The 15,664-nt window shown below is 73.3% G+C and carries 11 protein-coding genes; 7 read left to right on the top strand and 4 right to left on the bottom strand.

Features of this window, described 5'->3' with window-relative positions; all coding sequences use genetic code 11:
- Positions 1–60 precede the first annotated feature (60 nt).
- From lon to ACFVSN_RS43870, 4 genes are all read left to right on the top strand, one after another.
- Entirely contained in the window at positions 61–2,472 is a 2,412-nt protein-coding gene (gene lon, locus ACFVSN_RS43885) for an endopeptidase La (protein ID WP_380438577.1), read from the top strand.
- Positions 2,473–2,762: 290 nt separating this feature from the next.
- Positions 2,763–4,199 carry a hypothetical protein gene (locus ACFVSN_RS43880; RefSeq protein ID WP_387959109.1) on the top strand — a complete coding sequence of 479 codons (1,437 nt, stop codon included), beginning with the start codon at positions 2,763–2,765 and terminating at the stop codon, positions 4,197–4,199.
- A 36-nt stretch (positions 4,200–4,235) separates the two neighbouring features.
- Positions 4,236–4,799 carry a GtrA family protein gene (locus tag ACFVSN_RS43875; RefSeq protein ID WP_380438581.1) on the top strand — a complete coding sequence of 188 codons (564 nt, stop codon included), beginning with the start codon at positions 4,236–4,238 and terminating at the stop codon, positions 4,797–4,799.
- Between the two features lie 37 nt (positions 4,800–4,836).
- Positions 4,837–6,054: an ROK family protein gene (locus tag ACFVSN_RS43870; RefSeq protein WP_380438583.1), complete on the top strand. Its 1,218-nt coding sequence runs from the start codon at positions 4,837–4,839 to the stop codon at positions 6,052–6,054.
- Between the two features lie 61 nt (positions 6,055–6,115).
- On the opposite strand, the gene ACFVSN_RS43865 is transcribed toward ACFVSN_RS43870, so the two are convergent.
- A complete protein-coding gene (locus ACFVSN_RS43865) occupies positions 6,116–7,153 on the bottom strand; it encodes an ABC transporter permease (protein ID WP_387959106.1) in 1,038 nt (345 codons plus the stop codon).
- A 182-nt stretch (positions 7,154–7,335) separates the two neighbouring features.
- Between ACFVSN_RS43865 and ACFVSN_RS43860 the strand changes: the two genes are divergently transcribed.
- A complete protein-coding gene (locus ACFVSN_RS43860) occupies positions 7,336–7,824 on the top strand; it encodes a MarR family winged helix-turn-helix transcriptional regulator (protein WP_380438587.1) in 489 nt (162 codons plus the stop codon).
- 171 nt (positions 7,825–7,995) lie between these two features.
- Positions 7,996–9,549 (top strand): MDR family MFS transporter, encoded by a 1,554-nt coding sequence (locus ACFVSN_RS43855; protein WP_380438589.1) that lies wholly within the window; start codon positions 7,996–7,998, stop codon positions 9,547–9,549.
- A gap of 80 nt (positions 9,550–9,629) precedes the next feature.
- On the opposite strand, the gene ACFVSN_RS43850 is transcribed toward ACFVSN_RS43855, so the two are convergent.
- Both ACFVSN_RS43850 and ACFVSN_RS43845 read right to left on the bottom strand, forming a co-directional pair.
- On the bottom strand, positions 9,630–9,890 hold the full coding sequence (locus ACFVSN_RS43850) for a hypothetical protein (RefSeq protein WP_387603493.1): 261 nt from the start codon (positions 9,888–9,890) through the stop codon (positions 9,630–9,632).
- A gap of 26 nt (positions 9,891–9,916) precedes the next feature.
- Complete coding sequence (locus tag ACFVSN_RS43845; protein WP_380499548.1) at positions 9,917–11,155, bottom strand: anion permease; 1,239 nt, start codon at positions 11,153–11,155, stop codon at positions 9,917–9,919.
- A gap of 368 nt (positions 11,156–11,523) precedes the next feature.
- On the opposite strand from ACFVSN_RS43845, the gene ACFVSN_RS43840 reads away from it, so the two are divergent.
- On the top strand, positions 11,524–13,113 hold the full coding sequence (locus ACFVSN_RS43840; RefSeq protein WP_387603496.1) for an NlpC/P60 family protein: 1,590 nt from the start codon (positions 11,524–11,526) through the stop codon (positions 13,111–13,113).
- 58 nt (positions 13,114–13,171) lie between these two features.
- Here the strand turns inward: ACFVSN_RS43840 and ACFVSN_RS43835 are convergent, their stop codons facing one another.
- Positions 13,172–15,454: an FdhF/YdeP family oxidoreductase gene (locus ACFVSN_RS43835; protein WP_387603499.1), complete on the bottom strand. Its 2,283-nt coding sequence runs from the start codon at positions 15,452–15,454 to the stop codon at positions 13,172–13,174.
- Positions 15,455–15,664: the final 210 nt, after the last annotated feature.

The following is a 15,664-nucleotide window of genomic DNA, read 5'->3' as shown; positions in this document are numbered from 1 at the left end:
CATCCGGCGCCCCCGAAGCCTTAGTCAGGTCGACTCAAGTTCACTGACTGGGGAGAGATCATGGCATCGACGTCCGCACCGCTCACCCTGCCCGTGCTGCCGCTCGACGACGAGGTCGTCCTGCCGGGCATGGTCGTCCCGCTGGACCTGAAGGACACCGAGGTGCGCGCCGCGGTGGAGGCCGCCCGCGCGGCGGCCGGCGGCGCCGACAAGCCGCAGGTCCTGCTGGTCCCCCGGGTGGACGGCTCGTACGCGGCGGTCGGCACGCTGGCCGCCGTCGAGCAGGTCGGCCGGCTGGCCGACGGCCCCCACGCGATCGGGCAGCCGGCGGCGCTGGTGCGCGCCGTGCGGCGGGTCCGGATCGGGGCCGGCACCACCGGCCCCGGCGCCGCCCTCTGGGTCGAGACCACGCCGTTCCGGGAGTCCTCGGTCGGCATGCCGGTGGCCGGCCGGGCCGCCGAGCTGGTCAAGGAGTACAAGGCGCTGTCCACCCAGTGGCTGCGCAGGCGCGGCGCCTGGCAGATCGTCGACCGGGTGGACCGGATCGAGGGCGTCGGCGAGCTCGCCGACAACATCGGCTACGCGCCCTTCGCCACCGCCGAGCAGAAGCTCAAGGTGCTGCTGGAGGCCGACCAGGTCGCTCGCCTGGAGTACGCGCTGGCGCTGCTGCGCGACCACCTCGCCGAGGAGGAGGTCAACGACACGATCCGCAAGGACGTCGAGGAGGGCGTGGCCAAGCAGCAGAAGGAGTTCCTGCTCCGCCGCCAGCTGGAGGCCGTCCGCAAGGAGCTGGCCGAGCTCAACGGCGACCCGGCCGACGAGGAGGGCGACTACCGTGCCCGCGTCGAGGCGGCCGACCTGCCCGCGGGCGTCCGCGAGGCCGCGCTGAAGGAGGTCGACAAGCTGGAGCGCGCGTCCGACCAGTCGCCCGAGGGCTCGTGGATCCGTACCTGGCTGGACACCGTCCTGGAGCTGCCGTGGAACGAGCGCACCGAGGACGCGTACGACATCACCGGCGCCCGCGCGGTGCTGGACGCCGACCACGCCGGCCTCGGCGACGTGAAGGACCGCATCGTCGAGTACCTCGCGGTGCGCAAGCGCCGTTCCGAGCAGGGGCTCGGGCTGGTCGGCGGCCGCCGGGGAGGCGCGGTGCTGGCCCTGGTCGGGCCGCCCGGTGTCGGCAAGACCTCGCTCGGGGAGTCGGTGGCCCGCGCGATGGGCCGCACGTTCGTCCGGGTCGCGCTCGGCGGCGTCCGGGACGAGGCCGAGATCCGCGGCCACCGGCGCACCTACGTCGGCGCGCTGCCCGGCCGCCTGGTGCGGGCGATCAAGGAGGCCGGCTCGATGAACCCGGTCGTCCTGCTCGACGAGATCGACAAGGTCGGCTCCGACTACCGGGGGGACCCGGCCGCCGCCCTGCTGGAGGTGCTGGACCCGGCGCAGAACCACACCTTCAGGGACCACTACCTGGAGGTCGAGCTCGACCTCTCCGACGTCGTCTTCCTCGCCACCGCCAACGTGCTGGAGGCCATCCCCGAGCCGCTGCTCGACCGGATGGAGCTCGTCCGGCTCGACGGCTACACCGAGGACGAGAAGGTCGTCATCGCCCGCGACCACCTGCTCCCGCGCCAGCTGGAGCGGGCCGGGCTCGGCAGCGGACAGGTCGGCGTCGAGGAGGCGGCGCTGCGCAGGCTCGCCGGGGAGTACACCCGGGAGGCCGGCGTGCGGAACCTGGAGCGCTCGATCGCCCGGGTGCTGCGCAAGATCGCCGCGCAGGCCGAGCTCGGCGAGCGCGAGCTGCCCGCCGTGATCGGCGCGGACGACCTGCGCGCCCTGATCGGCCGCCCGCACCACGTGCCGGAGGCCGCCCAGGAGCCGGCCGAGCGGCGCACCGCCGTCCCCGGCGTGGCGACCGGCCTCGCGGTCACCGGCGCCGGCGGCGACGTCCTCTACATCGAGGCCTCGCTCGCCGACGCCGAGACGGGCGGCACCGGGCTGACCCTGACCGGGCAGCTGGGCGACGTCATGAAGGAGTCCGCGCACATCGCGCTCTCCTTCCTGCGCTCGCGCGGCGCCGAGCTGGAGCTGCCGGTCACCTCGCTGCGTGACCGCGGCGTGCACCTGCACGTCCCGGCCGGGGCCGTCCCCAAAGACGGACCGAGCGCCGGCATCACCATGACCACCGCGCTCGCCTCGCTGCTCTCCGGCCGCAAGGTGCGCACGGACGTGGCGATGACGGGCGAGGTGTCGCTGACCGGACGGGTGCTGCCGATCGGCGGGGTGAAGCAGAAGCTGCTCGCCGCCGACCGGGCCGGGATCACCACGGTGATCATCCCCAAGCGCAACGAGGCCGATCTGGACGACGTCCCGGCCGAGGTGCTGGAGCGGCTCACCGTGCACCCGGTGGCGGACGTCCGCGAGGTGCTCAAGCTGGCCCTGGAGCCGGCCGAGGTGCTCGTCGCCGCCGCCTGACGCGGGATCAGGGCCCGGGGCGGAGCGGCACTGCCGCTCCGCCCCGGGCCCTGCCCGCAGGGTGAGACGGTCTTGTGAGACGGGTCGTCAGTAAGGGAGGCTGGCCGGGTGAATCGCCACGCGCACCTGAGCCGTCGACTGGACGTCGACCTCGCCCGCGCGTGCTCGGCGATCTGTCACCGCGTCCGTTGAGCGCGGTGTTCCACCCGGCGCCCCCGCCGGGAACCCCCACCGGGTGGCCGCACCGCCATGCGCCCACGCCTGCCCGCTCACCCGATGGGACACCCTCCATGCGCTTCGCGCTGTCCTCCCGCGCCGCCGCCCTCGCGGCCGCGGCCCTGCTCGCCCTCGCGGTCCCGGCCCGTGCCGCCACGCCGTTCGGACCGCTGCCGCCGCACAACCCGTACGCGGGCCCCGACGGCACCGCCACCATGCACGGCGACACCGGCTCCTCGGACACCACCCGGCTGCCCGGGCCGCCGGCCGGCCCGCTCACCTTGCACCGTACGGCCCTGCAGTCCGCCTGCCCGACCGTGCTGGTCGGCTACGACGGCTTCCCGGTCGCGCTCTGCACCACGATCCTCGGGCGCACCCCGACCGTCCACCTGCTGGACCCGGACGACGGCGAGTCCCTCGCCGAACTCCCGCTCGCCAAGGGCTCGTTGCTCGGCGGCGTGTACGCCTACCTGGACGACCGGGACCGCCTGGTCGCCGTCGACGGCCACGGCGACCTGCTGCGGATCGGCCACCACCGCAGCGCCGACGGCGACTGGGAGCTCACGGTGGACAGCCGCCTCCCGCTGGCCGGCGCCGTCCCGGCCGGCGACGCCGTCGTCGGCATCTCGCCGGACTGGCAGGGCCGGGTCTGGTTCGCCACCGGCGGCGGGGTCGTCGGCACCGCGGACGAGCGCACCGGCGCCGTCCGCGGCCTCGCCCTCCCCGCCGGGGAACGGATCGCCAACTCGATCTCCACCGCCCCCGCCGGCACCCTCGTCGCCACCACCCACGCCACCTACCTGCTCACCGCCGGAGCCGACGGCACCCCGCGGACCGCCTGGCGCCAGGCGTACGACCGCGGGCCAGGCCGCAAGCCCGGCCAGCTCAGCTGGGGCACCGGCTCCACCCCGACCTTCTTCGGCCCGCGCACCGGCACCGACTACACGACCATCGTCGACAACGCCGCGCCGACCGTGCACCTGCTGGTCTACCGCACCTCCGACGGCTCGCCGGTCTGCTCGGTGCCGGTGCTCAGGGCCGGCGGCAGCGGCAGCGAGAACTCCCCGATCGGCGCCGGGAACAGCGTCTTCATCAGCAGCACCAACGGCTACCCGTACCCCGCGCTGCCCGCCGAGGCCGGGCCGAGCGTGCCCGCCTCCGCCGACTTCCGCGGCGGCTTCAGCCGGGTCGACGTGCGGCCCGACGGCTCCGGCTGCGACCTGGTCTGGGACACCACCGTGCGCTCCGCCGCCGTCCCGCGGCTCTCCACCGGCGACGGGCTGATCCACACCGTCCTGCGCAAGCCGCTGATCCCCGGCAGCACCGCCACGACGGTCCTCGACCCCTATTACTACGCCGAGATCGACCCGGCCACCGGCGCCGTCGGGCGCACCCGGTTCCTGGGGGCCGGCTTCCTCTTCGACACGCTCCAGATGGTGGGCTCGATCGCCCCCGGCGGAGTGGTCTACCAGGGCACGACCACCGGCGTCCTGAGGATTTCCGCCGAGTGACGAGGGGGACGGCGGACCGCGTGCGAGACTGCGAGGATGCCGTCCCCCACTCAGCGCGTCCTGGCCCGGGTGCCGGCGAGGCTGCGCCCGTTCCTGGTGCGCCACCGCAGGCTGGTGAAGTTCCTGCTGGTCGGCGGCGGCTGCTTCGCGCTCACCACGGTGATCGACTTCGAGCTGAAGTTCACCGTCCTGGAGCACAAGCCGGTGGTCGCGCTGACCATCGCGACCGTGATCGCCACCGTCGTCTCCTACGTGCTGAACCGCCGCTGGGCCTTCCGGGCCCAGGGGCAGCGGCGCGAGGCGGTGCTGTTCTTCCTGGTCAGCGTGGTGGCGATCGCCGTCAACGACGTGCCGCTGGCGGTCTCGCGGTACGTCCTGGACCTGCGCGAGCCCTACGTCGGCCCGTTCGCCCAGGAGGTCGCGGACTTCCTCAGCGGCATGATCGTCGGCACCTTCGTGGCGATGCTCTTCCGCTTCTGGGCGATGCAGCGCTGGGTGTTCACCCGCCTCGCCGAGCCCGTCGCCACCGGGACGCAGCCGCCCCTCGAACCCGGTTACGCTGCACACGAGACGTCCCGGGAGGTGCCCGGGACGCGGTGAGGCCGGGTGACCGCCAGCCAGGGAGCGGGGTGGGCACATGCGTGAGCCGGACGGAGTCCGGAGCGGACCCGCCAGCCAGCAGGGCATGCGCCGGGCCAACCTGGCGCTGGTGCTCGGCGTGATCGCACGGGCCCCGCGCTCCCGCGCCGAAGTGGCCGCGGAGACCGGACTCACCCGGGCGGCGGTCTCCTCGCTCGCCGAGGAGCTGATCGCCGGCGGCCTGGTCGTCGAGGAGGGCCCGGCCGCGCCGAGCGGCAAGGTCGGCCGGCCCGGCACCGCGCTCGGCCTCAACCCGCACGGGCCCGGCGGCCTCGGCGCCGAGATCGGCGTCGAGCACCTCGGGGCCTGCGTAGTCGACCTGCGCGGCGAGGTCGTCTCCTGGCGCCGTCAGGAGATCCGCAACCGGGGCCGCACGCCCGCCGCCGTCATGGCCGACCTCGCCGAACTGCTGCGCCGCGCCGTCGCCGAGGCGGGCCTGCGCCCGGCCGCGCTCGCGCTCGCCGTGCCCGGACTGGTCGGCACCGCCGGCGGGGTGCTCCAGCGGGCCGCCAACCTCGGCTGGCAGGAGGTGCCGCTCGCCGCCGAACTGCGCCTGGCCCTGCGCGCGGCCGGCTCGGAGGACCTGGCGGAGCTCGCGATCGACGCGGACAACGAGGCCAACCTGGGCGGGCTCGCCGAACTCTGGCTGGGCGGCGGCCCGGACCACTTCCTGCACGTCTCGGCCGAGGCCGGTGTCGGCGCGGCGATCGTGATCGGCGGGCGGCTGCTGCGCGGCGCGCGCGGCTACGCGGGCGAGCTCGGCCATGTGCCGGTCCGCCCGGACGGGCCGCGCTGCGCGTGCGGCGCGCACGGCTGCCTGGAGCAGTACGCGGGGGAGACGGCGGTGCTGCGCGCGGCGGGGCTGGAGGGCATCCGCGGCGACTGGGTGGCCCTGCTCGCCGAGCGCGCCGAGGCCGGGGACGAGGAGGTGCGCGCCGCGCTGGCCGGGGCCGGGGCGGCGCTGGGCATCGCGGCCTCCGGTGCGGTCAACCTGCTGGACCCCGCCGAGGTGGTGCTGGGCGGCGGGTACGCCCAGCTGGCGCCCTGGCTGCTGCCGTCGATGCGGGCCGAGATGGGCGCCCGGGTGACCGTCCGCCCGTGGTCGGACGACCGGCTCACGGTCTCCCGGCTCGGGCGGCGCGGCCCGCTGCTGGGCGCCGCCGTCGGGGTGGTGCGCGCCGTCGTGGCCGACCCCGGCCGGCTGGCGGGCGCCTGAGACGGCCGTGCCCCCCGGCCACGGGGGCCGGGGGGCACGGGATCCTTCCGCAGGGCGGGGCTCAGGCCTCCTGGACCAGCTCCCGGCCGCCCGAGCGCGGGCCGCGCACGACGGCGAGCAGGGCGACCGCCACGCCGAGGACCGCCCACACGACGAGCACGAGGAGCGGCATCGCCATGTTGGTCGAGCCGAAGTAGGCGATCGACTTGGTCGCGGCGGTGCCGGCGCCGTTCGGGATCCACGAGCCGATCGCGCGCCAGAACGGCGGCATCATCGGCGCCGGGTAGACCCCGCCCGCGCTCGGGTTGCCGAGCACCACGAAGATCAGCACCGCGATGCCGATGCCGATGATGTCGAACAGGCACTGCAGCGCCATGGTGAACGCGCCGACCGTGAACACCACCAGGGCGCCCACCGCCGACAGGCTCGGGATCGAGCCGGGCAGCGCGTCCAGGACCGGACCGGCGATCAGGGTGCCGAAGACGCCGGCCGCGATCGAGTACAGCGCCATCGCGCCGAGCCGGATCAGCAGGCGGTGGACGTTGGCCGGCTTGGAGCCGGCGCTGATGCCGAGGATCGAGGCGACCAGGTAGCCGCCGACGCACCAGCCGATGACCAGGTAGAAGGCGGAGAGGCCGTTGGTGTCGCCCTTGGCCAGCGGGACGACGTCCTCGACCTTGACGGTGCGGCCCTGGGTCTTCTCCAGCGCGGTCGTGATGCTCTCGGCGGCCTTGGCGGCCGAGGTGCCGCGGGCGCCGCCGGTCAGCAGGGTGTCCTCGGTGCCGGCCGGGTTGAAGACCAGCGCGGCGTAGATCTTCTGGTCCTTGATCCGCGCGGTGGCGGTCTCGGCGTCCGGTGCCGTGACCGGCTTCACGGCGCCGTTCGGCACCGACTCCAGCGCGCCGACCAGCTTGGGCGCGACCTGCGGCGGGGCGACCACCGCGATCGACAGGTTGTGCGGGGCCGGCTTGTGCAGCGCCCCGACGTACGACGTGATGAAGCCGAGTTGGAGCAGCAGTACGGCGATCACCATCAGCGCTGCGCGCGGGGTGACCGCTCCCTTCAGTTCGGCGACGAAACCCTGCCCCGGGGCGGCCATCCACATCTCCTTGGTATCGGGGGAAACCTGCGGTTTCGGGGGGAAACCCATGTTTCGAGGGAAACCTGCGATTCGAGCGGAATCAGATACTACGAGAACCGATACTTCATACCATGAAGTAGTTGGCTTGTCGCACCGCACGCGCCGCGTTCCGGCCACCGCCGCTGCGGGATACTGGCGCGGTGAGTGCGGAGAGTGGCGAGCGGGTGCCGGGCGGGCGAACACTGGACGAGGGCGCGCTGCTGGCGGTGGACCGCGAGGTCGCGCTGATGTTCCGGCGCGGCCGGGCGAGGGTCGCCGAGCTGTCCCGCCGGGTGCACCCGGAGCTGGAGGGCATGGCGTACAGCATGCTCGGCTACATCGAGCAGGCCGGGCGGGTGCGGGTGACCGACGTCGGCGTGTACTTCGCGGTCGGCAAGGCCACCGTGAGCCGGCAGATCAGGGCGCTGGAGGAGCTGGGCCTGGTCGCCCGGGTGGCGGACCCGCTGGACCGGCGGGCCTCGTTCGTCTCGCTGACCGAGGACGGGCGGCGGCGCTACCTCGCGGCCAGGGACGTCCGGATGCGGCGGGTCCGCGAGGTGATGGGCGGCTGGTCCCAGGAGGACGTGGTCCGCTTCGCCGAGCTGCTGCACCGCTTCAACGACGTGTTCGGCGAGCCCGCGGGGGAGTGACCGCAGGGGGTCGTGTGGGTGGGGTCGCGGGAGGGGCCGCCGGGGGTCGCGCGGGAGGGGCTGCCCGGGGGTGCGCGGGTGGGGCCCGGCTTTACTTTGCCTTGAAGAAAGTTGCCCTAAGCAACCATCTGCTCGTATGGTTGCCTAAGTCAACGATTTCTAAGGACCGGGATGACCGTGACCACCGAGGCCGCGACCGGCGCAGCCGCCGCCGTCGACGACCGACCCATGACCCACCGACAGGTGATGGAGGCGCTGTCCGGCCTGCTGCTCGGCCTCTTCGTGGCCGTGCTCTCGTCGACCGTCGTCTCCAACGCCCTGCCGCACATCCTCACCGACCTCCACGGCGGCCAGTCCGCCTACACCTGGGTGATCACCGCAGCGCTGCTCACCCTCACCGCCTCCACCCCGATCTGGGGCAAGCTCTCCGACCTCGCCAGCAAGAAGGTGCTGCTGCAGATCGCCCTGCTGATCTACATCGCCACCTCCGCCCTGGCCGGCCTCTCCCAGAACACCGGCGAACTCATCGCCTGCCGCGCCCTCCAGGGCATCGGCGCCGGCGGTGTCGTCGCGCTCGGCCAGATCTGCCTGGCCGCGATGGTCCCGCCGCGCGAGCGCGGGCGATACAGCGGCTACTTCGGCGCGGTGTTCGCCCTCGCCACCATCGGCGGCCCGCTCATCGGCGGCGTCATCGTCGACACCTCGTGGCTCGGCTGGCGCTGGTGCTTCTACGTCGGCATCCCGTTCGCGATCGCCGCGATCCTGGTGGTCCAGCGCACCCTCAAGCTGCCGGTGGTCAGGCGCAAGCCGAAGATCGACTACCTCGGCGCGCTGACCATCACCGGCGCCGTCAGCCTGCTGATGGTCTGGATCACGCTGGCCGGCAAGAACTACGCGTGGCTGTCCTGGCAGACCGCGGCCATGGTCGGCGGCGGCCTGCTGCTGGGCGCGCTCGCCGTCGTCATCGAGCGCCGCGCCGCCGAGCCGATCATCCCGCCGGACCTCTTCCGCTACCGCACCGTCACCCTGGCCGCGCTCGCGAGCGTGCTGGTCGGCGTCGGCATGTACGGCGCGACCACCTTCCTCAGCCAGTACTTCCAGCTGGCCCGCGCCAAGTCCCCGACGATGGCCGGCCTGATGACCCTGCCGATGATCCTCGGCCTGGCGCTCTCCTCGACCGTCGCCGGCCGGCTGATCACCAAGTACGGCCGCTGGAAGGCCTACCTGGTCTCCGGCACGGCGCTGCTCGCGATCGGCTTCGGCCTGCTCGGCACCATGCGGACCGACACCAGCTACGTGCTGCTCTCCGTCTACATGGCGATCACCGGCATCGGACTCGGCCTCACCATGCAGAACCTGGTGCTCGCGGTGCAGAACACGGTGCCCCGCAACGAACTCGGCGCGGCCAGCTCGGTCGTCACGTTCTTCCGCACCATGGGCGGCGCGATGGGCGTCTCCGCGCTCGGCGCGCTGATGAACAACAAGGTCGGCCACTACCTCGCCGAGAACCTGGCCGCCGCGCACATCCCGGCCGGGCACGCGGCCTCCGACGGCGGCATCCCGGACCTGCACAAGCTGCCGGCCCCGATCCTGCCGCTGGTGACGGACGCCTTCGGGCACGGCGTCGGCACGGTGTTCCTGTGGGCCGCGCCGTTCGCGCTGGCCTCCTTCGTCACGGTGCTGTTCATCCGGGAGACGGCGCTGCGGACCACGCAGCAGAACTGACGCCTCCGGTACGCGGGCACGGAAACGGGCCGGGAAGTGGGGATCCACTTCCCGGCCCGTTCGCGTGTGCGCGGTGGGGACTACGGCGCGGCGATCAGCACCAGGCCGTAGACGACGGCCGCGGCGCAGACGGCGAAGCAGGCGTACGCGCCGGCCAGCGCCAGCCGGCCGCCGGCGGCCTGGGCGGTGCCGGCCTGGGCGGTGCGGTCCTCGCGGGCGGTCAGCGCGGCCTCGCGGCGGGACAGGGCCAGGATGCCGAGCGCGAAGACGGTGACCACGGCGACGGTGACGCCGAAGCTGATTCCGGCGGTCTGGGCCAGGGCGTTCCACTTGATGTGCATGGTGTGTGCTCCTCAGCCGGCGGCGCTCAGGCCGCGACCGTGGTCGAGGCGGTGGTGGGGGCGGCGTTCGCCGGGGCGGCCGGGGTGACGTCGACCGCGGTGACGTCGGCGGCGGTGACGTCGAGCGCGGTGACGTCGACCGCCGTGACGTCCTCGACGGAGCCGACCTCGTTGACGTTGTCCGCGCCGACCGGCTGGCGGCGGGAGATCAGCCACATGCCGCCCGCGCCGGCGACCAGCGCGGCGCCGACCAGCACCACGCCCCAGGTGCCCTGGCGGACCACCAGGGCCGCGCCGCCGGAGACCAGGCCGGCGGCCGGCAGGGTCAGGCCCCAGGTGTAGACCATGCGGCGGACCATGCTCCAGCGCAGCTCCGGCTTCGGGCCGCCGAGACCGGCGCCCATGATGCCGCCGGTGCAGACCTGGGTGGTGGAGAGGCCGAAGCCCATGTGCGACGAGGTGAGGATGACGGTCGCGACCGACGACTCGGAGGCGAAGCCCTGCCGCGGCTGGATGTCCGCCAGGCCCTTGCCCATCGAGCGGATGATCCGCCAGCCGCCCATGTAGGTGCCGAGCGCGATCGCGGCGCCCGCCGAGACGATCACCCAGGTGGGGGGCAGCGCGCCCTTGGGCAGGGCGCCGACCGAGACCAGGGTCAGGGTGATGATGCCCATCGTCTTCTGGGCGTCGTTGGTGCCGTGCGCGAGCGAGATCAGCGAGGACGAGAAGATCTGGCCCTTGCGGAAGCCCTTGTCCGTCGTGGCCCCGTTGCTGCGGCGGGTGATCAGGTACGCCAGCTTGGTGGCGCCGAAGGAGGCCAGGCCCGCGACGAACGGGGAGGCGACCGCCGGGATCAGGATCTTGGTGACCACGGTGTCGAAGTTGACGCCGTTCATGCCGACGCCGACGATCGTGGCGCCGATCAGGCCGCCGTACAGGGCGTGCGAGGAGCTGGACGGCAGGCCGCGCAGCCAGGTCAGCAGGTTCCACAGGATCGCGCCGACCAGGGCGGCGAAGATGATCTCGGGGTGGATGCCGGTCTTCTCGTTGACGATGCCGCCGGAGATGGTGGTGGCGACCTTCACGGACAGGAACGCGCCCGCGAAGTTGAGGACGGCCGCGATGGTGACCGCGACCTTCGGCCGGAGGGCTCCCGTCGCGATCGCGGTGGCGGACGCGTTCGCGGTGTCGTGGAACCCGTTGGTGAAGTCGAAGGCGAGCGCCGTGATGATCACAACGGCTACCAGGAACGAGATGTGTTCCATACCCAAACAATCGTCGTAGTTGTCGCACGGACGTTGGTGTCGCTCGCGACCGTAGGCAGGTTCGGTGAACGGAAGGTGAACTGAGCCGGGAATCGTGGTTCCGCTGGTGTCCTGGCGATGGCCGTAAGCTTTCGCAGGAGTGACATGGGTCGCGCTGAGCTGGACCTTAGCGAAGAACGCCCCGGTTCGCACACGTTTGCTGAGACCTGTCTCACAGGTGAACGGGACCGTGAACGGGACCGTGAACGGGGCTGTGAACGGAGAATTCACCTTCCGGTCCTGGCGCGCCCTGTTTCCGGCGGGTAACCCGTGGGAGGATCGCCGGGATCCGGGGAACCCGGGGACGGGCAGGGCGGGGAGGAAGACCCATGGGCGGGGAATCGCGGCGCGGCGAGACGGTGGGCGTACGACCCTGGGTGCGGGCCGCCCTGCGCTGCGGAGCCGTGCTGGCCGCCGCCGCGCTGGCGCTCCCGTTCGCCGCCGGGGCCGCGTACGCCGCACCCGACCCGGGCACGCCCGGCGTGACGGCGCCCACGGCCGCCCCGGGGGACGACCCGCTCGCCGCCGCCAAGGCCACCCTCGGACCGCTGCTCGACCAGCTGCACGCGCTCTACCAGGGCGCCGAGGCCGCCACCGAGCAGTACAACGGCGCGGTCGCCAAGGTCACCGAGCAGCAGACCGCCCTCACCGACCTGCAGAACCGCCTCGAACGCCAGCAGAAGCAGGTCGACGCCGGCACCGACATCGCCGCGCAGCTCGCCGCCGCCCAGTACCGCAACGGTGCCACCTCCGCCTACGCCGAACTCCTGCTCTCCAAGGACCCGTACGAGGCCGTCACCATCGCCGAGCTGCTCGCCACCGCCAGCCGCTCGCAGTCCGAGTTCCTCGACCGGCTCAAGGCCGACCGCAACGAACTCGCCGGGCTGACCGCGCAGACCGCGGACGCCCTCAAGACCTCCCAGGCGCTCGTCGCCCAGCAGGAGGCGGCGAAGGCCAAGGTCGCCACCGACCTCGCCGCCGTCGAGCAGCTGGTCTCCTCGCTCACCGGCGCCCAGCGCACCGAACTGGAGAAGCTGGAGAAGGCCAAGGCCGACGAGGCCCAGCTCGCCTTCCTCGCCAGCGGCGCCCTCGGCCAGGGCGAGCGCACGCCCTCGCTGGCCGGTCGCGCGGCGGTCGCCTTCGCGCTGGCCCAGCTCAACAAGCCCTACCTGTGGGGCGGCATCGGCCCGGACTCGTACGACTGCTCCGGCCTCACCTCGCAGGCCTGGCTGCACGCCGGCAAGCCGATCCCGCGCACCAGCCAGGAGCAGTGGGCCGAGCTCCCGCACGTCGCGCTGAACCAGATCCGGCCCGGCGACCTCATCGTGTACTTCCAGGGCGCCACCCACGTCGCGATGTACATCGGCGGTGGGCTGATCGTGCAGGCCCCCCGGCCGGGCGCGGTGATCAAGGTCTCGCCGATCGGCTCGATGGCGATCCTCGGGGCCGTCCGCCCCGACCCGTCCGGCGCGGCCGACGACGCCGGCGGCGCCTGGAAGGTGCCCGACCTCCCGACCGGCTGGGACACCGTCACGCCGATCGCCCCGACCCCGGCCGAGCAGCGGCCGCCGGTGCCGGCCCCGGCCCCGGGCACGACCCCGGCCCCGGGCACGACCCCGGTCCCGGGCACGCCGGCGCCGAACCCGGGGACCCCGTCCACCACGCCCGGGACGCCGTCCGGGACCGGGACGCCGTCCGGGACCGGGACTCCGTCGGGTACGGGGTCGCCGTCGGGGACCGGGACTCCCTCGGGGACGGGTACGCCTTCGGGGACGGGTACGCCGACGCCGAGTGGGACGGGCACTCCGACGCCTTCCGGGACGGGTACGCCGACGCCGTCCGGTACGGGGACGCCCACTGCTTCGGCGCCCGGGAGCGCCACTGCCACGCTGCCGCTGATCGGTGGCCTGCTGCCCTGAGTCCCGTAGCCGGATGGAGAGGCCGCCCTGAGAGGCGGCCTCTCCGTTGTTTGGAGGCTCAGCCCGCGGTGCTGTCCGGCTCGAACCGGATGACGACCGCCTTCGACGTGGGGGTGTTGCTGATGTCGGCCGTCGAGTCGAGCGGGACCAGTACGTTCGTCTCGGGGTAGTAGGCCGCCGCCCCGCCGCGGGCCACCGGGTAGTGGACCACCTTGAAGTGCGGTGCGCGGCGCTCGACGCCGTCCTTCCACTCGCCCACCAGGTCGACGAACGCGCCCTCGGTCAGGCCGAGTTCGGCGGCGTCGGCCGGGTTCACCAGGACCACCCGGCGGCCGCCCTTGATGCCGCGGTAGCGGTCGTCGAGGCCGTAGATCGTGGTGTTGTACTGGTCGTGCGAGCGCAGCGTCTGCAGCAGCAGGCGACCTGGCGGGACCTCCGGGGCGGTCAGCGGGTTGACGGTGAAGTTGGCCTTGCCGGTGGCCGTCGGGAAGGTCCGGGAGTCGCGCGGGCCGTGCGGCAGGGTGAAACCGCCGGGGCGGCGCACCTTCTCGTTGTAGTCCTCGAAGCCGGGCACGACCCGGGCGATCCGGGCCCGCAGGGTGTCGTAGTCGCCGGCGAAGTCCTCCCACGGCACGGTGTCCTGCGGTCCGAGCACGGCACGGGCGAGGCGGCAGATGATCGCGGTCTCGGAGAGCAGACCGGGCGCGGGCGGGCGCAGGCCGCCGCGCGAGGCGTGCACCTGGCCCATCGAGTCCTCGACGCTGACGAACTGGGCGCCCGAGCCGGTGACGTCCCGGTCGGTGCGGCCGAGGGTGGGCAGGATCAGCGCGCGGGCTCCGGTGATCACGTGCGAGCGGTTCAGCTTGGTCGAGACGTGCACCGTCAGCCGGCAGCGCCGCATCGCGGCCTCGGTGACCTCGGTGTCCGGCGTCGCCGCGACGAAGTTGCCGCCCATCGCGAAGAAGACCCCGACCTTGCCGTCGCGCATCGCGCGGATCGTGTCCACCGAGTCGAGGCCGTGCTCGCGCGGCGGTTCGAACGCGAACTCCTTGCCGAGCGCGTCCAGGAACGCCTTGCTCGGCCGCTCGAAGATGCCCATCGTCCGGTCGCCCTGCACGTTGCTGTGCCCGCGCACCGGGCAGACGCCCGCGCCGGGGCGGCCGACGTTGCCGCGCAGCAGGAGGAAGTTGACCACCTCGCGGATGGTCGGGACGGCGTGCTTGTGCTGCGTGAGGCCCATCGCCCAGCAGACGATGATCTTCTTCGAGGCCAGCACCATGCGGCCGAGCTCCTCGATCTGCTCCCAGGGCAGGCCGGTCGCGGTGAGGACTTCGTCCCGGTCGGTCGTTGTGGCCTGGGCCTCGAACTCCTCGTAGCCGTGGCAGTGCTCGTTGACGAAGGTGCGGTCGACGCCGTTTCGTTCCAGGACCAGCTGGTTGAGTGCCCGGAACAGCGCGAGGTCGCCGCCGAGGCGGATCTGCAGGAACAGGTCGGTCAGCTTGGTGCCGTGGCCGACCAGGCCGCGGGCGTTCTGCGGGTTCTTGAAGCGCTCCAGGCCCGCCTCCGGCAGCGGGTTGACGCTGACGATCTTCGCGCCGGCCCGCTTGGCGCGCTCCAGGGCGGAGAGCATCCGGGGGTGGTTGGTGCCCGGGTTCTGGCCGGCCACGATGATCAGGTCGGCCTGGTAGAGGTCCTTCAGGCTCACGCTGCCCTTGCCGACGCCGAGCGTCTCGGTGAGCGCCGAACCCGAGGACTCGTGGCACATGTTGGAGCAGTCCGGCAGGTTGTTGGTGCCCAGGCGGCGGGCGAACAGCTGGTAGGCGAAGGCGGCCTCGTTGCTGGTGCGGCCCGAGGTGTAGAACGCGGCGCCGTCCGGGGTGTCGAGGGCCTTGAGTTCCTCGGCGATCAGCGCGAAGGCGTCGTCCCAGGAGATCGGGGTGTAGTGCGTCGCGCCCTCCTCCAGCAGCATCGGCTGGGTGAGGCGGCCCTGCTGTCCGAGCCAGTAGCCGGAGCGCTCGGCCAGGTCGGCGACCGGGTGCGCGGCGAAGAACTCGGCCCGGATCCGGCGCTCGGTCGCCTCCTCGGCGACGGCCTTGGCACCGTTCTCGCAGAACTCGGCGGTGTGCGTCTTGTCCGGCTCCGGCCAGGCGCAGCCGGGGCAGTCGAAGCCGTTCGGCTGGTTCACCTTGAGGAGCGTGGCGAGGGTGCGGCGGGCGCCCATCTGCTCGGTGGCCATGCGGAGGCTGTGGCCGACGGCGGGCAGGCCGGCGGCCGCGTGCTGCGGCGCGGACACCTCGGGGGCGTCCTGCAGGGGGTCGCTCTGCGGGGCCTGCTTCGGCATGACTGCGCTCCTCGGCTCTGCTCTTCGGGCCGCCGCACCGTCGCGGGGGTCCGGGGACCATCCTTTCACCTGGGGGATCGGGGTGGGAGGGCCGCTGCGCGGGGCTTGGGGGGTCGTGGGCTTTCGGGTGGGTGGGGGGTGCCGGGGGTGGCTGCGGGGGTGGCCGCTCCGGGGGCTGGATGATTTTCCGACTGCCGACTCTGTGGGTGG

It is taken from the genome of Kitasatospora sp. NPDC057904, from assembly GCF_042887925.1.
GTDB lineage: Bacteria > Actinomycetota > Actinomycetes > Streptomycetales > Streptomycetaceae > Kitasatospora.
Note: the sequence above shows the minus strand (reverse complement) of the source record. Positions and strands in the feature narration are given on the sequence as shown.